This window comes from Streptomyces sp. NPDC027185 (assembly GCF_055567035.1).
In genome coordinates, this window is sequence record NZ_JBVHRF010000002.1 from 923553 (window position 1) to 946968 (window position 23416).

The window sequence follows — 23416 nt, forward strand, 5'->3', positions numbered from 1 at the left end:
GGACGCCCCCGGTCCGTGGGGCCCGCTCATACCGTCACCTCCCGGCAGGCACGGTAGAAGTCCTTCCAGCCGTCCCGCTCGCGGACGACCGTCTCCAGGTACTCCTGCCAGATGACGCGGTCCGCGGCCGGATCGCGGACGACGGCGCCCAGGAGCCCGGCGGCCACATCGCCGGGGCGCAGCACACCGTCCCCGAAGTGGGCGGCCAGCGCCAGGCCGTTGGTCACCACGGAGATCGCCTCGGCCGTGGAGAGCGTCCCGGAGGGAGACTTGACCTTCGTACGGCCGTCCGCGGTCACACCGCCGCGCAGCTCCCGGAAGACGGTGACGACACGCCGGATCTCGTCCAGCCCCTCGGGGGCGGCCGGCAGGTCCAGGGAGCGGCCGAGCTGCCCGACCCGGCGGGAGACGATCTCCACCTCGGCCTCGGCGGTGGCGGGCAGCGGCAGGACGACGGTGTTGAAGCGGCGGCGCAGGGCGCTGGAGAGGTCGTTGACCCCGCGGTCGTGGTCGTTGGCCGTGGCGATGAGGTTGAAGCCGCGGACCGCCTGCACCTCCTCGCCCAGCTCCGGGACGGGCAGCGTCTTCTCGGACAGGATGGTGATCAGGGTGTCCTGCACATCGGCCGGGATACGGGTCAGCTCCTCGACACGGGCGGTCGCGCCCCGCTCCATCGCCCGCATCACCGGACCGGGCACCAGCGCCTCCCGTCCGGGGCCCTCGGCGAGGAGGCGGGCGTAGTTCCAGCCGTAGCGGATCGCCTCCTCCGGGGTGCCGGCGGTGCCCTGGACGAGCAGGGTGGAATCGCCGCTGACCGCGGCGGCCAGATGCTCCGACATCCAGGTCTTCGCGGTCCCCGGCACTCCCAGCAGGAGCAGTGCGCGGTCCGTGGCCAGCGTCGTCACCGCCACCTCCACGATGCGGCGCGGGCCGACGTACTTCGGTGTGACGACCGTGCCGTCGGCAAGCGTGCCGCCGAGGAGGTATGTCGCCACCGCCCACGGCGACAGTCGCCAGCGCTCCGGCCGCGGGCGGTCGTCGGCGGCGGCCAGCGCGGCGAGTTCGTCCGCGAAGGTCTCCTCCGCGTGCGGCCGCAGCACCTCTCCCCCGCCGTCCGCCGCGCGCCCGCCCGCCCGCTCACGCGGTGTCGCGCGCCCCCCGCCGGCTTCCGGCGCCGCCGCTGCTTCCGCCGTCTTCCACCCGTCCGCGGACATGGCTCCCCCTCATCGAACGAACTGCCACCGACGCCCGGCAGGCCGTCGGCCGCTTGCTGGATCCCACTCTGCACCCGACCACTGACAACGCCCCTGAAACCGCTATTGACCTGCGCTTTCCCACGCTGTCCGGCCGATTGTCAGTGGTCGGCCGTAGCGTCGGTGACATGAATCAGCAGGGGGAACGCTGGACGGCGGAGCAGGTGCTCGCGCTCGCGCCTGACGCGACATCACGCAAGGTGGGCGGCAGGCTCGCCGGGCCCGGTCCGTGGTCGGGAGCGGGCACCGGCGGCGACGCGGTATGGGGCCTGTGCGAGGGCAGCGGTCCGGCGCCGTACCGAGCCGTCGTGGACCTCACCGGCCCGGCGTACCGGTGCAGTTGCCCGAGCCGTAAGTTCCCGTGCAAGCACGCGCTGGGGCTGCTGCTGCTCTGGTCCGCCGGGAGCGGAACGGTCCCGGCCGGTACACCGCCGCCCTGGGCGGAGGAGTGGCTGACCGGCCGCCGGGAGCCGGCCGACCGCCGGGCGGCCGCACCGCCGGGCGGCGAGAAGCCGTTGCGCACGTCCGACGGTACGGAGTCCGCTCGGCGCGCGGCACGGCGGGCGGCCCGGATCGCGGCGGGCGCGACGGAGTTGGAGCAGCGCCTGGAGGACCTGCTGAGCACGGGGCTCGCCGCCACGGAGGACGCCGGCCACACCTCCTGGGAGGAGACCGCCGCCCGCATGGTGGACGCCCAGGCTCCAGGACTCGCCGCTATCGTGAGGGAGTTGGGCACCCTGCCGCACTCGGGTGGCGACTGGCCGTCGCGCCTGCTGGAGGAGTCCGCCCTGCTCCACCTCCTCGACCAGGGGTTTCTCGCCGTCGAGCGGCTGCCGCCGCCGCTCGCCGCGACGGTCCGGGCCCGTGTGGGCCTGACGACGAGCACCGCCGAGCTGCTGACCGGTCCCGAGGCCGCGCCGGTGCGCGACCGCTGGCTGGTGCTGTCCCAACAGGACACCGACGAGGGCAGGTTGACTGCCCGCCGCATCCATCTGCGGGGCGAGCGGACCGGCCGGATGGCACTCCTCCTCTCCTTCTCCGGCGGTGGCCGCCCTCTGGAGCCGACGCTCCCGCCCGGACTGCTGCTCGACGCCGACCTCGCCTTCCACCCGGGGTCCCGACCTCTGCGGGCCGTCCTGGGAGAACACCACGCACCACCGTTCCCGGGGACGGTGCCGCCGGGGTGCGGTGTCGACGCCGCACTGTGCGCGTACGGCGAGGCGCTCCGCGACGACCCCTGGCTGGGCTCCTGGCCGGTGGTGCTCGCGGACGTCGTACCGGTTCCCGTGGACGACGGGGCGGGGTGGCAACTGGCCGACGCGGACGGCGAATCCGCGCTGCCGCTGGACCCGCGCGGCCTGCGCCGACCGGGCCTGTGGCGGCTGGCCGCGATATCCGGCGGCCGCCCCCTCACGGTCTTCGGCACCTGCGGCCACCGCGGCTTCCTCCCCCTGACCACCTGGGACCCGACCCCGGTCTCCCTGTGACCAGGAGGGCTCGGCGGAGCGGGCCGCGAATAGCGCGGCCGGGTCGCCCGGAGCAGGCTCGCTGTGCCGAACCGGGCGGTACACAGGGCTCCTGGGTGCCCGGAGTGCGCATGTCCGGGCCGTCCCCGGCTCGGGCGGTCCCGGGCCGAGGGCTCGCGGACCAGAAGCCTCGCGGGCCGGACAGGCCCGGACAGGCGGCCCGGACACCTGAAACTCCCTGCGCTCAGAGGCTCCTGCGCTCGGGCGGCCCCCGTACGGAGGGCTCGCCAGCCGGAGCCTCACCGGCCGGGCCCTCCCGGGCCCAGGCCGACCCGAGCCAGGACTCCTGCCCCAGGCACCCCTGGGCCGGGCCTCTCACCCCGAAGCCGCGCCGAACCCTCGCAACCTCGCCGCCCCGCCCCGTCGCCCCACCCGACCGAGCAGTACGAGCCCGGGACGGCCTGAGCACCCGCCCCCCGAACTCCGACCTCCTGACCCCACCTGACCCGTACGCCGGAAGGACCCCGTACCCGCACACCGCCAGGAATCCACCGGACGGTCGGCCCCGCCCCGGCCCCTGCGCCCATCTGACAGCTCCAGCCCCACACCCTCACCCGACGACTCCTGGAGTACGGCATGACACCCACCGATTCCGGTTCTTCGTCCGCACCGACCGCCCCTGGCCCCGCCCCCGGATCGAGGCCCCGAGGAATCCCACCGGAGCGCGACGGAGCCGCCGCCACCAGCGTGGACGCACCGCCTTCGACCGGCACCTCCACCACCGCCGGGCCTGCCGCTCCTCCGCCCCCGGCCGCCCCGTGGTCCGCCCTGGTGAGCGCGGCGTTGCTGGGGACGGAGCGGCGGACACCGCCCGTGGCGGTGCGGCCCGGACGGAGTGCGGCCGCGGCGCTGCTGGACGCGGCGGCCGTCAGCACGGTGCGCCGCCGCGCCGCCCTGCGGCCCGCGCCCGCGGCCGACCGCCCCGCACCCGCCCCGGACGACCCGCGGCCGGTGATACCGCCGGCCGCCCGCCGCCGTCTGGCACTGCTGCTCGCGGACCGCGGCCATACGGGCGGGAACAACCGCCGCGGCACCGCGCCCGACCTCACCGAGTTGCTGCCCCAGTGGCTGGCCGCCGCCGGAGCCCGCGGCTACCGCGCCCCCGAGGCGCTGCTGCCCGCCCTGCTCGACGCCGCCCGCGCCCGGACCGACCTGCGTCCGGCGGCACTGGCGCTGGCCGGTCCGCGGGCCCGCTGGCTGGCGGAGCTGAACAGCCAATGGAAGTTCGCGCTCCGTGGCACCGGTGCCCGTGCGACGCCGGGGACGGACGCCCCCGACGCGGTGCGGCGCCTGTGGGAGGAAGGGCTGTTCGCGGAGCGGGTGGCCCTACTGGCCTCGGTGCGGCGGAACGCGCCGGACGCCGGCCGGGAGCTGCTGGCCGGCAGCTGGTCGGCGGAGCACGCCGAGGACCGGCTGCTGTTCCTCGACACCCTGCGCGAGGGCCTCTCGCCCGCCGACGAGCCTTTCCTGGAAGGGGCGTTGTCCGACCGCAGCCGCACCGTCCGCGCCACCGCCGCCGAACTCCTCTCCACGCTGCCCGGGTCCGCGTTCGCCGCGCGGATGGCGGCCCGCGCCCACGCCTGTGTCGCCCTCTCCCCGGGGGCGGCCCCCCGTGCGGCCCGTCGCGGACGGTCCGGTCCGGTCCTCGTCGTGACGCCGCCGGGCAGCTGCGACGAGGGCATGCGACGCGACGGAGTGGCCGTCAAGGCTCCCGCGGGGCGTGGCGAACGCGCCTGGTGGCTGGGGCAGCTGGTCGAATCGGCGCCACTCCACCGCTGGTCCGAGCGGTTCGGCGGGCGTACTCCGCAGGAGATCGCCGCCCTCCCGGTGGCGGACGGCTGGCGCACCGAACTGCACGACGCGTGGTGCCGCGCGGCGGTCCGGCAACGGAACGCCGCCTGGGCGCGGGCCCTGCTGGGCGCTCCGGGGGCGGCGCCCGAGGACCCCGGGGGCGCGCCGTGCGGCTCGTCCCGCGACACGGCGAAACTGCTGACCGTCCTGCCACCGGAGGAACGCGCCCGCTGGGTGGCGGGGTTCATCGCGGCGCACGGTCTGGCCGACGCGTTCCGGATGCTGGGGGTCTGCGCGGTGCCGTGGTCCGAGCCGCTGGGCCGGGCGGTCGTCGACGCCCTGGACATCGCCCGGGACGCGGGCAGCTACCCCTGGAGTTTCAGCGGGGTGATGGGCCTGGCCGAACGCTGTCTGGACCCGTCAGCCGCGGACCGGCTCGACATGCTGACCGCGGTCACCGACGAGCCCGAGGGCGCGTCCCCCGGCTCCGGGGGCTACTGGGCCGAGGCGTTCCAACGCCTCGTCGGCACCCTCCGCCTGCGCGCCACCATGCTCGCCGAACTCACCGACGCCTCCGGCACCGACGCCGCTCCCGGCCACACGCCCGCGCCCGCGGCGCCCGCTCCCGGCCCGGCGCCCGCCACCACTGCCGCGCCTCGAACGGAGTGACCCGATGGCGGAAGCCTCAGCTCCCCGCGCCGTACCCCGCCGCCCGTCGTCGGGGCACGGCGTGCCGCCCGGCAGCGGGCCGTCATCAGGGCGCGAGCCCCCGGACCGGCCCGCTCCGCCGGCCCTCTCAGGCCGACAGGGAGCGGACGTTCGCGGTCACCCACTCCACGATCGCGGTGGTGGTGGCGCCCGGGGTGAAGATCTCCGCGACGCCCTGTTCCTTCAGCGGTGCGATGTCCGCCTCCGGGATGATGCCGCCGCCGAAGACCTTGATGTCGTCCGCGTCGCGCTCCTTGAGCAGCGCGATCACCTTGGCGAAGAGGGTGTTGTGGGCGCCGGAGAGGATCGACAGGCCGATGGCGTCGGCGTCCTCCTGGATGGCCGTGTCGACGATCTGTTCCGGGGTCTGGTGCAGCCCGGTGTAGATGACCTCCATACCGGCGTCGCGGAGCGCCCGCGCGATGACCTTGGCTCCCCGGTCGTGCCCGTCCAGCCCCGGCTTGGCCACCACGACGCGGATCGGGCCCTGCGTACCGGCCGCGCCCCGGCCGTGCGCCTGCGCCTCGTCATGCCGTGCCACACCCATAACCGCCTCCAAGTCATGCACGGCACGTCGTGTGTGCCGCCGAGCCGACAACCGATCGTGCGACCGTCCGGTCCGGCGGCCACAGGTGAACGAACGTTATCCCCAGCATCGCGTACCCCGCGGCCCCGTGACATGCGGGGAGGGGGAAATCACACGGCGCGCGCCCCTGCCCCGCCACACCTCCTGGCCCCGCGCCCCGCGCCGGACCGCTTCCGGGCCGGAGCGCCCCCGAGGGCACCTGCCCCGCCGGACCTCCCGACGACAACCGCGCACCCACCGGAACATCCACCGGAATTCGCCCGATATTCATGACGCCATTCGTTCGCGCCGCCCGCATTCCGCCCACAGCGCCCCTTCCGGAACCATCCGACACCGGGAAAAGATCGATATCAAGCCATCCCTCGCCATTCCGTGGCGCGAATCCCCGTATTCGACGGCGGCCCGGACGCCACGCCCGGCATCCACCGGACACGTCAAGGGAATTCCGGCCTCGCGGGCCCGGCCGGGGCGCGCCCCGCCGGTCGGTCGCGCCCCCGTACCGACCGGGCGGAGGCAACGGGAGCAGGCGGGGATGCCACCGAAAGGCGGCCAAATGCCCGGCCCGGGTCACGCCGAAACCTGAGGAAGATTGTCGGCGTCGCGTACCGCCGGGTACAGTCGCCGCTAATTCTCCTGCTGCCGAGGCGAAAGAGAAGCTGGTGGTGAACGACCGTCACCCGTCGGAGGTTCCGCTCCCGACAGGCCCCGCTCCCGACGCCTCGTACGGGCACTCCCCCGCGTACGACACCTATGGGCAGCACGCCGCGGCCGGTTACCCCGCGTACGACGCCGCCGATCCGCTCTTCGGTTCCCTGCCCGGCGGCTACGACATCGGGCAGTACCCGGCGACCGGTTACGGCAACGAGCCGTACGGCGCCGCCTACGACTCCGGCACCTACACCGCGTCGTACGGCGCCGGCGCCCCTGACACCGGTTCCTACGACACCGGCGCGTACGGCACGGCCGGGTACGACACCGGCACGCACCAGGCCATGACGTACGGCACCGGCTACGGCCCGGACACGCAGGGCGGTGCCTACGACCCGTACGCCCACACCGGCCACGAGCCCCCCGGCGCCCACGCCTACGGCTACGGCGACGGGTACGGCCAGGACACCGGCGCCTACCCGACCGGTGCGCACACCACCTACGCCACCGGCGCCTACGACGCGAGCGGGTTCGGGCAGGACACCGCCACCGGCGCGTACGGCTACGGCGACCCCCTCGGTAGCGGCTCCTTCGACGGACAGGCCGCCGGGTACGACGACCGGACGGCGTACGGCACCGGCGGTTACGAGGCGGCGACCGCCACGCTCGTGCAGCCGGCCGTCACCGAGGACGCCGGGCACGACGCGTCCGGGCACGACGCCACCGCCGTGTGGCCCGCGATCGACCAGGCGGCCACCGCGATCATCCCGGCCCAGGGCGGTCCCCCGGCCGAGGACGCCCTGCCGCACGAACCCGCCGAACCGCCGCGGCCCGAGGCCGGATCCCCGGGAGCCGGTTCGGGTGCGCGCGCCGCGGCGGTCGCCGACGCGATGACCCAGGCGGTTCCGGTCGTCCCGTCCGGCCCCGCCGACGACGCCCCCGGTCACGGCCGGGCCGCCGCCTTGGCCGTGCGGGGCCGGGGCCGCCGCCGCACGGCCAAGCGGTCCGCGCTGCTGACCATCGCGGTGCCCTCCGTCGCCGCCCTCGGTGTCTGCGCCGCCGCGGCGGCCACCGTCGGCAGCTTCGGCGGCGACGAGAAGGACGAGGCGGCGCAGGCCGCCCCGGAGGCCGGCGGCGTCAAGCCGTCGGCGGCCAACAGCAAGCTCGACACCCAGCTCGCGGGACTCAGCGCCGGCGCCGACGACTTCGCCGACCGGGCGAGCCGTACCCAGGAGCGCCTCGACCTCAAGGCCCGGCAGGCCGCCGAGAAGAAGCGCAAGGAGGAAGAGGCGCGGCGCAAGGAGGCCGCGCGCCCGAAGTTCCTGCTGCCGGTCGCGCAGCACGGGCTGAGCGCCCTCTTCGGCCAGGCGGGCGTCAACTGGATGTCCGTGCACACCGGCATCGACTTCCCCGTGCAGTACGGCACGCCCGTCATGGCCGCGACCGACGGCACCGTCCGCACCCAGTGGAACTCCGCCTACGGCAACATGGCGATCGTGACGGCGCCCGACGGCACGGAGACGTGGTACTGCCACCTCAGCAGCACCAAGATCCGCTCCGGTTCGGTCAAGGCGGGGGACCAGATCGCGTACTCGGGCAGCTCCGGCAACTCCACCGGACCGCATCTGCACTTCGAGGTGCGGCCGGGCGGCGGCTCGCCGATCAACCCGCTGCCGTGGCTGCAGAGCCACGGCCTCAACCCCAACTGACGTCCGGCGCCCGAAGTCCGGCAGGCGTCCTTGCGGCGGCCCGGCCCCTGACGGGCCGGGCCTTTTCACGGCTTCCGGGCGCTCACAACTTCTCGACCGGTGCGTACCGCAGCAGCAGCCGCTTGGGCTTCTCACCGCCGAAGTCGATGGTCGCCTCGGCGTTGTCCCCGCTGCCCTTGACGCCGGTGACCGTGCCGAGGCCGAAGCTGTCGTGGGTGACGCGGTCGCCGACGGCGAGCGCCACCACCGGGCGGTCGTTGCCCCGCCGGGTGGCGAACCCGCTCGGACCGCTCTTGGCCCGCGACGGGGTGAACCCGGAGCTGATCCCGCCGCCGCTGCCGGAGGAGCGCAGCTGGCCCATGGTCGCGGACGGGGTCGCCGGGCCGGTGCGCCGCCAGTCGACGTACGCGGCGGGGATCTCCTCCAGGAACCGCGACGGCGGGTTGTACGACGGCTGGCCCCAGGCGCTGCGCATCGTGGAGCGGGTGAGGTAGAGCCGCTCGCGGGCGCGGGTGATGCCGACGTAGGCGAGGCGGCGCTCCTCCTCCAGCTCCTTGGTCTGGCCGAGGGCGCGCATGTGCGGGAAGACGCCGTCCTCCATGCCGGTCAGGAAGACGACCGGGAACTCCAGGCCCTTGGCGGTGTGCAGGGTCATGAGGGTGACGACGCCACTGCCGTCCTCGTCCTCGTCGGGGATCTGGTCGGAGTCGGCGACCAGCGCGACCTGCTCCAGGAAGTCGGCGAGGGTGCCGCCGGAGACGGGCTCGTCCGCGTCCGCCTCCTCGGCGGCGGGGCCGGCCACCCGGTCCTGCTCGAACTCCAGGGCCACGGCGGCGAGTTCCTGGAGGTTCTCGATCCGGGTCTCGTCCTGCGGGTCGGTGGAGGACTGCAGCTCGGCGAGGTAGCCGGTGCGCTCCAGAACCGCTTCCAGGACGGTGGCCGGGCCGGCACCGGATTCGACGACGGTGCGCAGCTCTTCCATCAGGGTGTTGAAGCGCCGGACGGCGTTGGCGGAGCGGGCGGCCATGCCGTACGCCTCGTCGACGCGGCGCAGCGCCTGCGGGAAGCTGATCTTCTCGCGGAGCGCCAGGGCGTCGATCATCGCCTCGGCGCGGTCGCCGATACCGCGCTTGGGGACGTTGAGGATCCGGCGGAGCGGGACGGTGTCCTCCGGATTGGCGAGCACGCGCAGGTACGCGAGGATGTCGCGGACCTCCTTGCGCTCGTAGAAGCGGACGCCGCCGACGACCTTGTAGGGCAGCCCGACGCGGATGAGGATTTCCTCGAAGACGCGGGACTGGGCGTTGGTGCGGTAGAAGATCGCGACGTCCCCGGCGCGGGCGTCCCCGGCGTCGGTGAGGCGGTCGATCTCGTCGGCGACGAACTGCGCCTCGTCGTGCTCGGTGTCGGAGACGTAGCCGGTGATGCGGGGGCCCTCGCCCGCTTCGGTCCAGAGGTTCTTGGGGCGGCGGTTCTCGTTGCGCTCGATGACGGCGTTGGCGGCGGAGAGGATCGTCTGGGTGGAGCGGTAGTTCTGCTCCAGCAGGATCGTCGTGGCGTCCGGGTAGTCCTCCTCGAACTGGAGGATGTTGCGGATCGTGGCGCCGCGGAAGGCGTAGATCGACTGGTCGGCGTCACCGACGACGCACAGCTCGGCGGCGGATTCGGCCGGGCCGACCAGCTCGCGGACGAGGGTGTACTGCGCGTGGTTGGTGTCCTGGTACTCGTCGACCATGACGTGGCGGAAGCGGCGGCGGTAGTGGGCCGCGACGTCCGGGAACGCCTGGAGGAGGTTGACGGTCGTCATGATGATGTCGTCGAAGTCCAAGGCGTTGGCCTCGCGCAGCCGCGCCTGGTAGAGGGCGTACGCCTGGGCCAGGGTCTTCTCGAATCCGTCGGCCGCCTGCCCGGCGAAGGTCTCCTCGTCGATGAGCTCGTTCTTGAGGTTGGAGACCTTGGCGCTGAAGGACTTGGGCGGGAACCGCTTGGGGTCGAGATCGAGATCGCGGCAGACCAGGGCCATCAGGCGCTTGGAGTCGGCGGCGTCGTAGATCGAGAACGACGAGGTGAAGCCGAGGTGCTTGGACTCGCGGCGCAGGATGCGGACGCAGGCGCTGTGGAAGGTGGAGACCCACATGGCGTTCGCCCGGGGGCCGACCAGCTCCTCGACGCGCTCCTTCATCTCACCGGCGGCCTTGTTGGTGAAGGTGATCGCGAGGATCTGGCCGGGGTGCACGCCGCGGGCGGCGAGCAGATGGGCGATGCGGTGGGTGAGCACCCGGGTCTTGCCGGAACCGGCTCCGGCGACGATCAGCAGCGGGCCGCCGGAGTGCACCACGGCGGCCTTCTGGGCGTCGTTGAGCCCTTCCAGGAGCGCGGCCGGATCGACGGCGGGGCGGGCGGCGCCGTCGCGGTAGTGCGCGTCCCGGGGCACGGGCGCGTCGAACTTCCCGCTGAAGAGGTCGTGCGGGACCTCCTCCGGGGCCGGGCCGTGCTCGTCCTCGGGGGGCGGCGGGGGCTCCTCGTCCTTGGGGGCGAGGTCCGCCAGGAAGCTGTCGTCAAAGAGGCTGCTCATCGCCCACCGAGTCTAGGCCGCCCCACTGACAGTCGGGGCCGGAGCCGGGGAAAGGCCGGAAGGAGGGGGGTTCCGTCCCCAGCTCCCATGATTCCGGCATTCGGCGCAGATGCCCCGCCCTGCCCACGCGATCGTCACTTCATGCACACAGGTCACGAAAAGGTTTCGGGCAATTCGAACATCTGCCTTCACAGGAGCCACACGAGTTGGCTAGGTTCACGCTCGGGCAGCCCGCGTCCCGCGGCCGACAGCGTCCGCACGGGCCGCCTCCGCCGAGTCCGGCCCTGCCCCACGGCACCCGGAGCCGGGGACCCACCAGCACCACCGGGGTGAATCGACCGGTACGGCCGCCGCGCGCGGACGCACCGGCCGTAGGGCAAGCCTTCCGTTGTGACACCGCCCGAACCCGACAGCTAACCCGGTAGGCGGTCCACGGAAGGAGTCGCCGGCCTTGCCGTCGCACCGCAAGCCGCGCACCCGCGCCCTCACCTCGCCCGGCAGCCGCCGGACGGCCGCCGGGCTGACGACCGCGGCGTTCGCCACCGTCACCCTGCTGTCGCAGTCCGCCGAGGCGGCCCCCCGGGCCCCGAAGCCGACCGTCGAAGAGGTCAAGAAGAAGGTCGATGCCCTCTACCACCAGGCGGAGGTCGCGACCCAGAAGTACAACGCCGTCAAGGAGCGCGTCGACGCGCGGCGGGCGGAGGTCAGCGACCTCCAGGACGCCGCCGCCCGCCGCACCGGAAAGCTCAACGAAGCCCGCCGTGAGCTGGGCACCTTCGCCGCCGCGCAGTACCGCAGCGGCGGGATGAGCACCACGGCGCAGCTGATGTTCGCCAAGGATCCGCAGCAGTTCGCCGACCGCAGCCACCTCATGGAGCGGCTGACCGGCCGGCAGCAGCAGGCCGTCGACGCCTATCAGGAGCAGCAGGCGGCCGCCGCCCACCAGCGGGCCGAGGCGACCCGCAGCCTGGAGCGCCTCCAGGAGTCGCAGAGCGAGCTGGCCGGCTCCAAGCGGACGGTCCAGGGCAAGCTGGCCGAGGCCCGGCAGCTGCTCGCCGACCTGACCGCCCAGGAGAAGGCGCGTCTGGCGGAGCTGGAGCGCAAGAAGGAGGAGGCGGCCCGCCGCAAGGCCGAGGAGGAGGCCCGCAAGCAGCGCGAGCAGCCCGGTGGCGGCGGTACGGACACCGGCTCCCCCGGGACGACCGACCCGGGCCAGGGCGGCGGACCGGCCGACGGCTCGTACCGTACGAAGGCCGCGAAGGCGCTCGCGTTCGCCCGCGCGCAGATGGGCAAGCCGTACGTCTGGGGCGCCACCGGACCCAATTCCTACGACTGCTCCGGGCTGACGCAGGCCGCGTGGAAGGCCGCCGGGGTGGACCTGCCGCGGACGACCTGGGAGCAGGTGAAGTTCGGCCAGCGCGTCGCCACCAAGGATCTCGCCCCCGGTGACCTGGTGTTCTTCTACAACGACATCAGCCATGTCGGGATGTACATCGGCGACGGCAAGATGATCCACGCCCCGAAGCCGGGCGCGAGCGTCCGCGTCGAGTCGATCTACTACATGCCGGTCTACGGGAGCGTCCGCCCGGCGTGACACCCCGCCGGGGCCGTGTGACCGCCCCGGAGAACGGCACCGGCCCGGCCCCTTCGGACAGGGGCCGGGCCGGTGGCGTACGCGGGGTGCGCCGGGAGCGCGGGGGCTTCGCCGCGCGCCCCTGGGCGGGGGTCAGACCCAGAGCACCGCGATGAAGATGTTGACCATGGTGAGCAGGCCGACCGTGCCGAACAGCGGCTTGGCGACGCTCTCCTCGTCCCGCTTGACGTAGACCAGCCCCAGGATGACGACCAGGACGGCCAGCTTGATGCCGATCTTGATGTTGTCGACCGGGCTGCCCTGGGCCTGGTTCAGGCCGACCAGCGCGATGCCGGTGACCAGCATCGTCAGCGCACCGTGCAGCATCGCCGGCACGAACCGGGCGGTGCCCGCGCTCATCGCCTTCATCTGCGTCAGAAAGCCTCCCAGCAGGGAGGCGATTCCGATGATGTGCAGACCGACGAAGATATTGATTACTACGTCCATAGTGCGGATCGTAACGGTCTCCCCCATACCCCCTTCCGGGGGCCTCGTCGCGGCCGTTCCCGGCCTGTTCCCGCCCTGTTCCCGTCCTGTCCGGAACGCGGTGGCCGCTCCTCGGGCGCGCCGCACGGAGGTGAGGGAAGGCGGGTGCGCCACTTCGCGGGGCCCGGTCGGTGCCGCCGACCGGGCCCGTCCCGTACGGGTTGCCAGGTCCGGGTGCACGGGGTGCGGGCGGCGGGGCCGGCGGCGCGGCAGGCCGGACGACCGGCACGGGCGCTCCGCGCGGCCCGGTGCGTCAGGCCCTGATCTGTCCGCTCAGCCAGCGGAAGACCTCGGGGACCTGCTGGCGCCAGACCGCGGTGGTGTGGCCGCCGGCGTCCCTGCCGATCCGCCGTACGGTCACCGTGGTCGGCCGCCGGGCCTCCCGCTGGAGCCCGAGGCCGGCCTCGTAGCCGTCGCCGGGGGCGCCGGAGAGGAAGAGCGCGGTGTGCGGCGGGCGGCCTGCGGCGTTCGCCTCCCGCAGTTCGTGCAGCGGGTTGCTCTCGATCCGCAGCTTCGGGTCCTTGCCGGCGAGTGAGGTGGCCTCGCCCGCCGGGTCGTTGTATCCGGACATGCTGACCGCCGCGTGGTAGCGGTCCGGGTGGGCCAGGGCGAGCCTGGTCGCGCAGTGCGCCCCGGCGGAGTACCCGGCCAGGGCCCAGGAGCCGGGGCGGTCCCCGGCCCGGAAGGTGTTGATGACCATCTGGCGCACATCGACGGTCAGCCAGCTGTCGGCGTTGACCTTCCCGGGGATGTTCACGCAGCCCGTGTCGGCGCCCCGGTAGATGTTGGTACGCGGCGCGACCAGGATGAACGGTTCGATCTCCCCGCGCTCCATCATCGGCTGGAGCTGCCGCGCCACGCCCAGCGTGCCGAGCCAGGACTTGGCCGACCCGGGGTAGCCGGGCAGCAGCTCGACCACCGGGAACTTCTTCGTGCGGTACGCCGGATCGTGGTACTGCGGCGGCAGCCAGACGTACACCTCGCCGCTGACACCGGAGATACGGCCCTGGAGCTCCGTCATCTGCACGCCGGGTCCGACCACCGGATCGTCGGCGGGACGGAACGGCTGGGCCCGGCGGGGCTCGTCGGATATCTGGAGGCCGCCCATCCCGTCGGGCCCGAGGTCGTGGGCCGCCTCGATGTGGCTCCCGGTGCCGAGGAGGTCGTCCCAGGTGTCGTAGAGGTTGTTGGCGTTGTTGACCAGCACGAAGACCACGGTGATGGCGGTGGCCTGCGCGAACAGCAGCATGGCCAGCCGGACGGCGCCGCGCACCAGACGCGGCCCCGCTATCCGGCTCCACAGCGCCAGCGGCACGACGATGGCGACGACCAGCAGCAGAAGCGAGGTGAGGAAGAAGGGCGTGCCCGTCAGGCTCATCGGGATCTCGCTTCCAGGACGTGTACGGCGTGTACGGGTCGACGGGGTGGTGGCCGCGCCGACGGCAGCAGGCTCTCCGCGCCTTTAGATGGCGTTCCACGACGTCCTGGTTGCTCCTTTTCGCTAGCTTCTTTCCTCCTTTTGTCAGAGTTTTTACCGATAGATCCCTGGTATGTGACGCGAACCTCTCCGGCGGCGGACCGGATCCTTCCGGCAACGCGCCGGATGCCGCCGGGCGGTGGCGCCCGGCCCGGCCGGCCGCCCGTCAGCCCCGCCGCCGTGTCACACCAGGCGGCGGGCGGCGGCCCAGCGGGTCAGTTCATGACGGTTGGAGAGCTGGAGCTTGCGCAGCACCGCGGAGACATGGGACTCCACGGTCTTCACCGAGATGAAGAGCTGCTTGGCGATCTCCTTGTACGCGTACCCGCGGGCGATCAGCCGCAGCACCTCGCGCTCCCGCTGGGTGAGGCGGTCCAGATCCTCGTCCACCGGTGGGGCATCCGTCGAGGCGAACGCGTCGAGTACGAATCCGGCGAGCCGGGGTGAGAACACCGCGTCCCCGTCGGCCACCCGGAAGATCGCGCCGACCAGGTCCTTCCCTGTGATCGTCTTGGTGACGTAGCCGCGTGCGCCTCCCCGGATGACGCCGATGACGTCCTCGGCGGCGTCGGAGACCGACAGCGCCAGGAAGCGGACCGGCCGCTCCGGGTCGGCCATCTGCGTCGCGCTGCGCCGCAGCACCTCCACCCCGCCGCCACCGGGCAGATGGACGTCGAGCAGGACGACCTCGGGGCGGGTGGCGGTGATGACCGTGATCGCCTGATCGACGTCGGCCGCCTCGCCGACCACCTCGACACCGGTCCGCTCCGTCACCCCGATCTCCGCCTGGACACCGGTCCGGAACATCCGGTGGTCGTCGACGAGCACCACCCGTACGGTGCGCTCCCCGTCCGCTCCCCCGGTGGCCGGGTCACCGTCCGCCGGCCCCAGGGTCGCGGGCCCGGCGGCCTCCGCGGTGCCGTGGGCGGCCGGTGTGCCGGTGCCGACCGGTGTGCTCCGGGGAGCGTCGTCGCTGCTCACGCCCTGCTGTGCGCCGTCGCTGTGCATGTGTTTCATCCGTCCCTCGTGGTCTGCGTCGTCATCATCGCGCGGTGCGGCGAGCCGTGTCGCCACCGCGTATACGGCGCCCGGAGGGCGCGGCGGTGGGTGTGGGGGTGCAGGTGGATGCGGTCGTGGGAGTGGGCGTGGGGGTGGTCGTCGGGAAGGGGGCGGGGACGGCGGCGGGCCGGGACGCGGGAGCGGTCATTCGGCGCGCTCCATCTCCAGCTCGACCTCGGTGCCGCCACCGGGCACGGACCGCAACCGGGCGGTGCCGCCATGGCGTTCCATCCGCCCGATGATGGACTCGCGGACCCCCATCCGGTCCTCGGGCACCGCGTCCGGATCGAAGCCCGGCCCCCGGTCGCGTACGGAGACGAAGACGGTGCGCCCCTCCACCTCGGCGAAGACCTGCACCGGCCCACCCTCACCGCCGTACTTCGCGGCGTTGACCATCGCCTCGCGGGCGGCCTTCATCTGCGCGCCCAGCGCCTCGTCCAGCGGGCAGTCGCCGACGATCACGACCTCGATCGGTACGCCGTGGTGGTCCTCGACCTCGGCCGCCGCCGTCCGCACCGCGTCGGCGAGGGTGGCGGGCTCCTCGTCCTCCTCCTTGGTGCGGCTCTCGGGCCGGTACAGCCAGGCCCGCAGCTCCCGTTCCTGGGCGCGGGCGAGCCGGGCGACCTCGCGGGGGTCGTCGGCGCTGCGCTGGATGAGGGTGAGGGTGTGCAGCACGGAGTCGTGGACGTGGGCGGCGACCTCGGCCCGCTCCTGCGCGCGGATACGCATCAGCCGCTCCTCGGACAGGTCCTGGACCAGACGGACGAGATAGGGGCCGGCGAGCAGGGCGATACCGACGAGGACGGCCAGTGCGGCCTGGAGCACCGAGCCGAGGTGGCCCACCGAGCCCTGGAGCACGACGATGCCGGTCACCCCGACGCCGACGAGCGCCACTCCGGCCGCACCGCGCAGCACCGGCAGGACGCCCTTGCGGCGGCCCAGCTCCAGCCACTGCGCGCGGCGCGCGTTGTCGGCCTGCCGCCAGACGAGGGCGACCCCCGCGGCTATCAGCAGCACCGGCCACAGATAGCCACTGCCGATCCCCAGCTGGAACCGGGAGGCGACGAACGCGGACCCGGCCAGCAGCGCGATCAACGCGATGACCTGGCCCGCATCGGGTCTGCGGACGGCGGGGCGACGGGCGCCGTCCGCGGCGCTCCGGCGCTCCTCCACCCCGCCGACGCCGAGCGGGACGAAGAACCAGAACGCGGCGTAGAGCAGCGCGCCCATGCCTTCGGCGAGGAACAGCGCGACGAAGACGACCCGGACCCAGGAGACGGGGAGACCGAGATGGCCCGCGAGTCCGCGCGCGACGCCGCCGAGCAGCCGCCCGTCGGCGCTGCGGTAGAGCTTGCGCACGGGCGGCTCGTCGTATTCCTGCGCGGACGCGTGGTGCGCTCCGGCGCGCGGCGGGGCTGTGGTCATGCACCGATCGTCACACGCGGCAGGTCCGGGGACATCAGGGTGGACCCTGAGGTGATCCCTGAGATTTCCGGGGGTTTCGGCGCCCGCGCGGCACGGACGGACTCCGCCGGTGCGGGGCGTTCACGCGGCGCCGTACGAGGGGCGGCGGGTGCGGGCGTGGGCCGGCCGGAGGTACGGCCGGGATCCGGCCGCACGGCGGCCGAGGAGGAAGGCGGCGGTGCCGCCCGGCGGGTCCGAGGGGCGCGCCGCGGGTCAGCCGTCCCCGCGCTTGCGGAAGCCGTCCTTCACCTTGGAGAAGAGGTCGCGGTAGGTGGCCCAGTCGGCGCTCGGCGCGGAGACGTAGATGGCGTACTCCTTCTCGCCCTCGCGGCCGAATCCGAGGTCGATACCGCGGTACTCCCGCACCCGGCCCTGGAAGGTGAACTCCCAGATGGCGGCCGGGTCATTCTGGTACATCGTGTCCTGCAGCCGCTTGCGCGAGTAGCTCGGGTACTGCTTCTGCAGATCGCTCTCGACCTGCTTGAAGTGCGCCACCTGGTCGCCGGACGAGAAATCCAGGACGCTGATCGTCAGCTGGGCGAGCGACTCCTGGGAGATGTAGACGATCTGCCGGCCGCCGTCGTTGACCTGCCGCTTCCAGCCGTCCGGCACCGGATAGGAGACGCCGAGCTGCCGCTCCTCGACGCGGTGCATGCCGTCGGGGGTGGGCGGCGGCGGGCCGATGGTCTGCCGGGGCACGGGAGGCTGCCCGGAGGAACTGCTCCCCTGTGGCTCCGTGCCGCCGGTGCTCCCGTGGAGCGCGTACCAGGCACCGCCCGCGCCGCCCCCGGCGGCCAGTACTCCGAGGGCGCACCAGAGGACTACCCGTCCGCGGCGCTTACGGGGCGGCGCGGACACCGCGATCCGGCCCGTGTCGTCGGTGGCCGCCAGTGCCTCCCCGGTGCCGGGCGGTACGAGCGCGCCGCCCAGGGACCCGGTGTCCGCCTCGGCGACCCGCTGCGCCGCCGCGTCCACGCCGACGAGCGCGCGCGCGTCCGCCGCGGCTTCCCCGACCTGGCCGGTGGTCCCGGCGTCCGCGGTATCGGCGGTGCCGGTGGCCGCGGTACCGGTGGTGGTGCCGGTCGCGGTGGTGCTGCCCAGGGAGGCGGCTATCCGGGGGTCGGCGACCGCCCCGGTGCCGCTCGGTCTCCCGGCGAGCCCGGTGGTGGGGCCCGTACCGCCGCTCCCGGTGGCGGACCGCCCGTCGCCCGCGGTGTCCGACGGGACGACCGGCCGGGTCGGCGCCTCACCGTCACCCGCCGTGTCGGAGCCGCCGCGCCCCACGGTGCCCAGGGCCAGCGTCGGCCAGCCGATCAGCGCCGTGTCCACCTCCGCCTCGGCGGAGCGCAGCGCCTGCTCGACGACCTCGGCCGTCGGCCGGTCGCCGGGCTCCTTCGCCAGCAGCGCCTCGATCAGCGCCGTCAGCGGTCCGGCGTGGCGCGGCGGCTCCAACGGGTCGACGGCGATGGCGTACGCGCTCTCGACCGCCGTGGCCTTACGGAACGGGGGCCGTCCCTCGACCGCCTGATAGAGCGTCGCGCCCAGGGCCCACAGGTCGGACGCGGGCCCCGGGGTGCCGCCCTTGACCCGCTCGGGCGCCAGATAGTCGATGGAGCCGACCAGTTCCCCGGTCTTGGTGAGGGTGGACGTACCGGAGGCGACGGCGATCCCGAAGTCGGTCAGGACGACGCGGCCCTCGTCGCCCAGGAGGACGTTGCCCGGCTTGACGTCGCGGTGCAGCACCCCGGCGGCGTGCGCGGCGCGCAGCGCGGCGATCATGCCGCGGCCGATCCGGGCCGCCTCCCGGGGATCCACGAAACGGTTCTCCCGCACCGCCTGCTTGATGAGGTCGCCGAGCGTCCCGGCCGGTACGTACTCCATGACGATGCACGGCAGCCCGTCGTCGATGACCACGTCGTGGACGCTGACCACGTTGGGGTGGTTGATGCGCGCCGCGGCCTGCGCCTCGCGGGTGGTCCGCTCGTGGCGCAGGGCCAGTTCCTCCGCGTCCAACTGGGGCGAGACGTGCAACCGCTTGACGGCCACTTGGCGTGCGAGGACCTCGTCCCGGGCCCGCCAGACGGTGCCCATACCGCCGCGGCCTATCCGCTCGATCAGGCGATACCGCCCGGCGACCAGTCGCCCCTCGTCCACCGACGCCGCCTCCGTCACCGCACGCCCCTCCGGAAACCCGTACGTATCCAGGGCGCAACGATAGTCTCCGACCCGGCCGATCCGGCCCCCGCCTGCCGCGCCTGTGCACGGTCCGTTCGCCGCGAGGGCGGTTCTCGGGGGGATATGCGAACCCGCGGGGGATATCGGGGTTGCTCAGGGTCGATCTCAGGGTTCAGCCAGGGTTTCCACTGATGCCGGGATTCCGCCGCGCTTGTCACCATGGGTTCATGAATCAAGCAGCCCCCGCCGAGGACTCGGCACCGCCCGGCGCCGACGGCTCCGCCCCGCCGCGTCCGCCGCTGCGCCGCAGCCGGCGGCACAAGGTCGTCGCCGGTGTCTGCGGTGGCCTGGGCCGGCAGTGGGACCTCGATCCGGTGATCTTCCGGATCGCCCTCGCCGTGCTCTCCGTCACCGGCGGCCTGGGGCTGATCTTCTACGGCTTCGCCTGGCTGCTCGTCCCGCTGCACGGCGAGGAGGAGAACGAGGGCCGCCGGCTGCTCTCCGGCCGGGTCGAGGGCTCGGCGCTGACGGCGCTGCTGTTCGCGCTGGTCGGCTGCGGTCTGTTCCTCACCACACTGGGCAAGGGCAGCGTGATGTCCTTCGCGGTGCTGCTGACACTGGCCGTGGCCGGCGCCGCGTACTGGTCGCGCCGCCACCGCGGCCGGACCGACAGCCCCGACGCCCGGGACGCGGCCGCCGCGCAGGTCGCCGCCGACGCACCGCCGGAGACCACGGCCCCGCCCGGCCCGCAGGCACCGTCGTGGTGGCGGGGTCCGCTCGGCAAGGAGCCACCCGGGCTGATGTACCTGTGGGGCCCGGAGCTGCCCATCGCCTACCGGCCCGGCCCCGGTGCGCACGACGGCTGGGCAGCGTGGCCCCCGGGCCCTCGTTCCGGTGGCGCGGCGGCCCGGAAGTCCGGCGCGCCCGCCACGCCGCCCCGGCAGCGGGCCGGGCGGCGGATCGGCGGTGTGGTCTTCCTGCTGGCGGTGCTCGGCGGCGCCGGTACGGCGTTCGGCGTCGCACGGCACGCCCCGTTCGCGCACGCACTCCAGGCGGGCCTCGCCTGTGCGCTGGTGGTCTTCGGGCTGGGGCTGGTGGCCGGCGCCTGGTGGGGCCGGACGGGCGGCGGCACCGTCGTCATGGTGGTGCTGACCGCCGTCCTCCTCGCGGTGTCGACGGTGTTGCCCGACAACCTCAGCGCGCAGTGGCAGAACCGTCATTGGACCCCCACCGAAGTCACCGCCGTCCAGCGGCATTACGCACTCGGCTCCGGAGAAGGCAGGTTGGACCTCGGGGAGCTGACCGTCAAGGACGGCCGCACGCTCCGTACCGGCGCCGAGGTGGGCGCGGGCCGTCTGGAGGTGACGCTGCCACGGGGCGTGCGGACGACGGTCCATCTGACGCTGGGACTCGGTGACGTACGTCTGCCCGGCGAGTCCGCCGACGATGTGCGGATCTCCGCCGGTGACCGCACCCGGACGGTCACCCTGCCCGCCGAGGGGCTGAAGAAGGGGGAGAAGCCGCGCGGCTTCCTCGACCTGACGCTCCGGGTGGGCGCGGGCCAGATCGACGTCCGCCGCGCTCAGCCGTCGTCGCCCCCGTCGTCCTCCGCCCCGTCGCCGTCCGGGAAGGCGTCCCCGCCGGAGGCCGGTTCCCGGGCCGGGGCCCGGCCGGCTGCCGTGGTCGCGCCGTTCGTGCCGGATGGCTCGCCGGAGCCGTCCACCGTGCGCATATCCGCCGCCGTGCCCTTTGCCGCTACGCGCACCCTCGCTCCCGCTCTCACCGCTCGGCCGCCCCAGGGAGGCACCTCATGAAGCGTCACCCCTTCGAACCGTCCCGGTTGATCTGCGGGCTGGCGGCGGTGACCGTCGGCGTCGGATACGGCCTCGACGCGCTGGGCGGCTGGCACGCCCCCGGCCCCTGGCTCTTCCTGGTGATACCGGCGGGCCTGCTGGCCTCCGGCGTCACCGCCGTGGTCTGGGCCGTCGCCCGCCGGGGGCGCCCGGGGCCGGAGCGGTAGCGACGGGCCCCGGGCGGACGACACGGTACGGCGGGCGGCGGAAGGCGAGCCACCGCTTGCCGGCCGTGGCACCGGGGGGCATCGCGGCCCCCGGCGCCGGAGGTGGCGCGGCAACAGGGCCACGCCGCCGAGGGATGGGAAGTCCGGCCACCGGGCCAGTTCCGGCGACCCGGCCCGGGGCGGCCGGCTACTCCCCGACCTCGGCGGTCCAGCCCGCCGTCTCCGCTCCGGAAGCGGTGATCACCCGGATCTCGGTGGGACCGGGCTCGATATCGGCCGGTACGGGGACGGTCAGGGTGGCGTCCGCGGGGTTGCTGAAGCCGCCGGGGGCGGGCACCAGCGGGACCGGTACGTGGACCGTTCCGATGCGGACGACGATGCGGGCCAGCAGGTCCGGTGTGCGGGCGCCCGGCGGGACGAAGCCGGTACCGCGGATCTCGATGTCGTCTCCCGGACGGATCGGCGCGGGCAGGTCTCCGGGCTCCCGGGCGCGGACGACCGACAGGATGACGGGGCCGCCGCCCTCGCCCCACTTGGCGGCCAGGTAGCCGGCGGCCGAGACCACGACGAGCGCGGCGGCGGCCCAGCCCTCCGGCGTCCGGACGAGGCCGGGCGGCCCGATCACCGCGGTCAGGGCCAGTGCCGCCACCACCGTGTTCACCAGCAGGTACTGCGTGGCGGCGAGGTCCGCGCGGCCCGCGTCGTCGGCGAACAGGTCGACGGCGCGGGGGCGTTCGGCCGCGGGCTTCTGGAGCCGCCCGGCCCGTACCCGCGCGGCCACCACGGCACGGGCCGCCACCGCCGTACCGCAGACCGCCAGCAGGGCGAGCAGCAGTGGCGGGGCGAGCGCGGCCCGTCCGGGCAGCGCACCGTCCGCGGCGCCCGGGTCCGCCGGGTCCGCACCCGCGGTGGGCAGGACGTTCCCGGCCACCGCGGTCAGGACCGTGAAGACCGTCAGGCCGGACCAACCGGCCGCGACCGTACGGGAGGTGGACAGCCGGTGGTCCTCGCCGGTGAGCGGAGCCAGTACCCCGCCGTGCCCGCGGTGGCGCCATGCCGTCACGGTGCCGCCGAGCGCCAGGGCGACGGCGGCGGTCAGTGTGGCCGTGCGGTGCGGGGTCCAGCCGCCGCCGATCGCGGTCAGCGCCTGGCCGAGGAGCAGTACGGCGACCGCGCCCCACAGGGTGCGGAGGGTGCCGCGGTGCACGGCGTCGAGCCAGGTGGTGCGGGTGGCGGCGGCGCGTTCGGTCAAGGCGCGGGCCGAGAGGGCGAGTTCGTCGGAGACCCACTGGCGGGCGGCTCCGGCGGAGCGGGCGAGGCCGGCCGGTATGCCGCGTCCGGCGGCATACTCCTCGCGCAACGCCACGAACGCCGCGACCGCCTTCCGGTGCGCGGCGTTCACCCCGTGCCCGCAGTGGCCGCAGTGGCACCGCTCACCTCCGGGATCGCCGCCGGCCCCCGGAGCCACACCCGCGCCGGGCTCCCCCATCGCCCCGCCTGCCGTTTCCACCGCCACGTCACCGCCGCTCGCCATGACCCCGGGCGGCCCTCGGGCCGTGTCCGGTGTCAACTTCCTTCCCTCGTAAGGGATTACGTTCGGAGGGCAGTGTGCCGCAGGTGCCGGGTGGTGCGGCAAAACGTCCAGATGGCGGCGGGTGAACGCGTCACCCCCGGGTTGACACCCCGGCGTGCGCCCGGACGACCGCGCAGCCGCCTCCGCGCCGGGCCTTCACTAGTCGGGCCGCGCGGCCGATACTGCCGCCCAGTCCCCGCACGGTGGAGGTGGCCGCGTTGCCGAAGGATCCGCTGATGTATCTCGCGCGGCGGGACGCGTACGCCGCGTTCCTCACCGCGAGCGACGCCGAGGGCGCGGTGATCTGGCGCCGGGTGGAGGGCCGTTACGACTCCCCCGAGAACGCGCTCGCGGCGACACGGGAGGCTTACGCGGCGACCCAGGCCGCGTTCAACGTCCTCGACGTGGAGGGCGTCGGCCCGGTCGAGCAGGCCCGTGACCTGCGGGGTCAGCTTCGCGACCTGCACCGCCTCGATGCGGTACCGGACGGCGCATGGGAGGCGTACACCGCGGCACGTGCCGCGTTCGTCCAAGCGGCCCGGGGGTTCCTGGGACGCAACTGATCGCGAAGACCTCCGGCTCCCCCGGCGCGTACGGTGCCGGGGCGGGCCTTCGGAGCATGACGGCCGCACCGGAGGGCACCTTCGGAGGGGCCGCCCGGCGGGTCGGCGGGGTCGCGGCCGGACCGGACACGGCGGCCTCCGTCGGAATCCCCGGCGAACCGGCAGGGTCG

At 74.2% G+C, this 23416-nt stretch carries 16 protein-coding genes and 1 riboswitch; of the genes, 7 read left to right on the forward strand and 9 right to left on the reverse strand.

Annotated elements, in window-relative coordinates; translation table 11 throughout:
• Positions 1-26: 26 nt before the first annotated feature.
• Entirely contained in the window at positions 27-1214 is a 1188-nt protein-coding gene (locus ACZ4M8_RS09245; RefSeq protein ID WP_467604785.1) for an ATP-binding protein, read from the reverse strand.
• Positions 1215-1381: 167 nt separating this feature from the next.
• Here ACZ4M8_RS09245 and ACZ4M8_RS09250 point away from each other — a divergent pair, with 167 nt between their 5' ends.
• Positions 1382-2740, forward strand: coding sequence for an SWIM zinc finger family protein (locus ACZ4M8_RS09250; protein ID WP_467604787.1), 1359 nt, complete (start codon positions 1382-1384; stop codon positions 2738-2740).
• A gap of 615 nt (positions 2741-3355) precedes the next feature.
• Positions 3356-5239 carry a DUF5691 domain-containing protein gene (locus tag ACZ4M8_RS09255; RefSeq protein ID WP_467604788.1) on the forward strand — a complete coding sequence of 628 codons (1884 nt, stop codon included), beginning with the start codon at positions 3356-3358 and terminating at the stop codon, positions 5237-5239.
• Positions 5240-5366: 127 nt separating this feature from the next.
• Here the strand turns inward: ACZ4M8_RS09255 and ACZ4M8_RS09260 are convergent, their stop codons facing one another.
• Positions 5367-5825, reverse strand: a complete 459-nt coding sequence (locus ACZ4M8_RS09260; protein WP_467604791.1) for a cobalamin B12-binding domain-containing protein — start codon at positions 5823-5825, stop codon at positions 5367-5369.
• A 701-nt stretch (positions 5826-6526) separates the two neighbouring features.
• On the opposite strand from ACZ4M8_RS09260, the gene ACZ4M8_RS09265 reads away from it, so the two are divergent.
• The gene (locus ACZ4M8_RS09265) at positions 6527-8221 is read left to right on the forward strand and encodes a M23 family metallopeptidase (protein WP_467605336.1); all 1695 of its coding nucleotides are present in this window, start codon (positions 6527-6529) and stop codon (positions 8219-8221) included.
• A gap of 82 nt (positions 8222-8303) precedes the next feature.
• Here the strand turns inward: ACZ4M8_RS09265 and pcrA are convergent, their stop codons facing one another.
• Positions 8304-10796, reverse strand: coding sequence for a DNA helicase PcrA (gene pcrA / locus ACZ4M8_RS09270; protein WP_467604792.1), 2493 nt, complete (start codon positions 10794-10796; stop codon positions 8304-8306).
• 260 nt (positions 10797-11056) lie between these two features.
• A riboswitch (cyclic di-AMP (ydaO/yuaA leader) is annotated at positions 11057-11239 on the forward strand.
• A gap of 8 nt (positions 11240-11247) precedes the next feature.
• On the opposite strand from pcrA, the gene ACZ4M8_RS09275 reads away from it, so the two are divergent.
• Positions 11248-12390: a C40 family peptidase gene (locus tag ACZ4M8_RS09275; RefSeq protein ID WP_467604795.1), complete on the forward strand. Its 1143-nt coding sequence runs from the start codon at positions 11248-11250 to the stop codon at positions 12388-12390.
• Positions 12391-12522: 132 nt separating this feature from the next.
• Here ACZ4M8_RS09275 and ACZ4M8_RS09280 read toward each other — a convergent pair whose 3' ends face one another.
• The 5 genes from ACZ4M8_RS09280 to ACZ4M8_RS09300 all read right to left on the reverse strand — a co-directional run bounded on the left by ACZ4M8_RS09280 (position 12523) and on the right by ACZ4M8_RS09300 (position 19087).
• Complete coding sequence (locus tag ACZ4M8_RS09280) at positions 12523-12876, reverse strand: hypothetical protein (protein ID WP_467604798.1); 354 nt, start codon at positions 12874-12876, stop codon at positions 12523-12525.
• 292 nt (positions 12877-13168) lie between these two features.
• On the reverse strand, positions 13169-14293 hold the full coding sequence (locus tag ACZ4M8_RS09285; RefSeq protein WP_467604801.1) for an alpha/beta hydrolase: 1125 nt from the start codon (positions 14291-14293) through the stop codon (positions 13169-13171).
• Positions 14294-14575: 282 nt separating this feature from the next.
• The gene (locus tag ACZ4M8_RS09290; protein ID WP_467604803.1) at positions 14576-15400 is read right to left on the reverse strand and encodes a LuxR C-terminal-related transcriptional regulator; all 825 of its coding nucleotides are present in this window, start codon (positions 15398-15400) and stop codon (positions 14576-14578) included.
• A gap of 195 nt (positions 15401-15595) precedes the next feature.
• Positions 15596-16876: a PspC domain-containing protein gene (locus ACZ4M8_RS09295; RefSeq protein ID WP_467604806.1), complete on the reverse strand. Its 1281-nt coding sequence runs from the start codon at positions 16874-16876 to the stop codon at positions 15596-15598.
• 252 nt (positions 16877-17128) lie between these two features.
• The gene (locus ACZ4M8_RS09300; RefSeq protein WP_467604808.1) at positions 17129-19087 is read right to left on the reverse strand and encodes a serine/threonine-protein kinase; all 1959 of its coding nucleotides are present in this window, start codon (positions 19085-19087) and stop codon (positions 17129-17131) included.
• 230 nt (positions 19088-19317) lie between these two features.
• Here ACZ4M8_RS09300 and ACZ4M8_RS09305 point away from each other — a divergent pair, with 230 nt between their 5' ends.
• Both ACZ4M8_RS09305 and ACZ4M8_RS09310 read left to right on the forward strand, forming a co-directional pair.
• The gene (locus tag ACZ4M8_RS09305) at positions 19318-20904 is read left to right on the forward strand and encodes a PspC domain-containing protein (RefSeq protein WP_467604810.1); all 1587 of its coding nucleotides are present in this window, start codon (positions 19318-19320) and stop codon (positions 20902-20904) included.
• Positions 20901-21110 carry a hypothetical protein gene (locus ACZ4M8_RS09310; protein ID WP_467604813.1) on the forward strand — a complete coding sequence of 70 codons (210 nt, stop codon included), beginning with the start codon at positions 20901-20903 and terminating at the stop codon, positions 21108-21110. Before ACZ4M8_RS09305 ends, ACZ4M8_RS09310 begins: the two co-directional genes overlap by 4 nt.
• Positions 21111-21297: 187 nt before the next feature.
• Here the strand turns inward: ACZ4M8_RS09310 and ACZ4M8_RS09315 are convergent, their stop codons facing one another.
• Positions 21298-22599 (reverse strand): hypothetical protein, encoded by a 1302-nt coding sequence (locus ACZ4M8_RS09315; protein ID WP_467605338.1) that lies wholly within the window; start codon positions 22597-22599, stop codon positions 21298-21300.
• 302 nt (positions 22600-22901) lie between these two features.
• Between ACZ4M8_RS09315 and ACZ4M8_RS09320 the strand changes: the two genes are divergently transcribed.
• Entirely contained in the window at positions 22902-23246 is a 345-nt protein-coding gene (locus tag ACZ4M8_RS09320) for a hypothetical protein (RefSeq protein WP_467604816.1), read from the forward strand.
• The last annotated feature ends 170 nt before the right edge of the window (positions 23247-23416 follow it).

Excerpts from the sequence above, each read along its gene's own strand:
- ACZ4M8_RS09280 (WP_467604798.1), bottom strand. The coding sequence starts at position 12,876 with ATGGACGTAGTAATCAATATCTTCGTCGGTCTGCACATCATCGGAATC.
- ACZ4M8_RS09290 (WP_467604803.1), bottom strand. The coding sequence starts at position 15,400 with ATGCACAGCGACGGCGCACAGCAGGGCGTGAGCAGCGACGACGCTCCC.
- ACZ4M8_RS09250 (WP_467604787.1), top strand. The coding sequence starts at position 1,382 with ATGAATCAGCAGGGGGAACGCTGGACGGCGGAGCAGGTGCTCGCGCTC.
- ACZ4M8_RS09295 (WP_467604806.1), bottom strand. The coding sequence starts at position 16,876 with ATGACCACAGCCCCGCCGCGCGCCGGAGCGCACCACGCGTCCGCGCAG.
- ACZ4M8_RS09245 (WP_467604785.1), bottom strand. The coding sequence starts at position 1,214 with ATGTCCGCGGACGGGTGGAAGACGGCGGAAGCAGCGGCGGCGCCGGAA.
- pcrA (WP_467604792.1), bottom strand. The coding sequence starts at position 10,796 with ATGAGCAGCCTCTTTGACGACAGCTTCCTGGCGGACCTCGCCCCCAAG.
- ACZ4M8_RS09285 (WP_467604801.1), bottom strand. The coding sequence starts at position 14,293 with ATGAGCCTGACGGGCACGCCCTTCTTCCTCACCTCGCTTCTGCTGCTG.
- ACZ4M8_RS09305 (WP_467604810.1), top strand. The coding sequence starts at position 19,318 with ATGAATCAAGCAGCCCCCGCCGAGGACTCGGCACCGCCCGGCGCCGAC.
- ACZ4M8_RS09315 (WP_467605338.1), bottom strand. The coding sequence starts at position 22,599 with ATGGGGGAGCCCGGCGCGGGTGTGGCTCCGGGGGCCGGCGGCGATCCC.
- ACZ4M8_RS09310 (WP_467604813.1), top strand. The coding sequence starts at position 20,901 with ATGAAGCGTCACCCCTTCGAACCGTCCCGGTTGATCTGCGGGCTGGCG.
- ACZ4M8_RS09255 (WP_467604788.1), top strand. The coding sequence starts at position 3,356 with ATGACACCCACCGATTCCGGTTCTTCGTCCGCACCGACCGCCCCTGGC.
- ACZ4M8_RS09260 (WP_467604791.1), bottom strand. The coding sequence starts at position 5,825 with ATGGGTGTGGCACGGCATGACGAGGCGCAGGCGCACGGCCGGGGCGCG.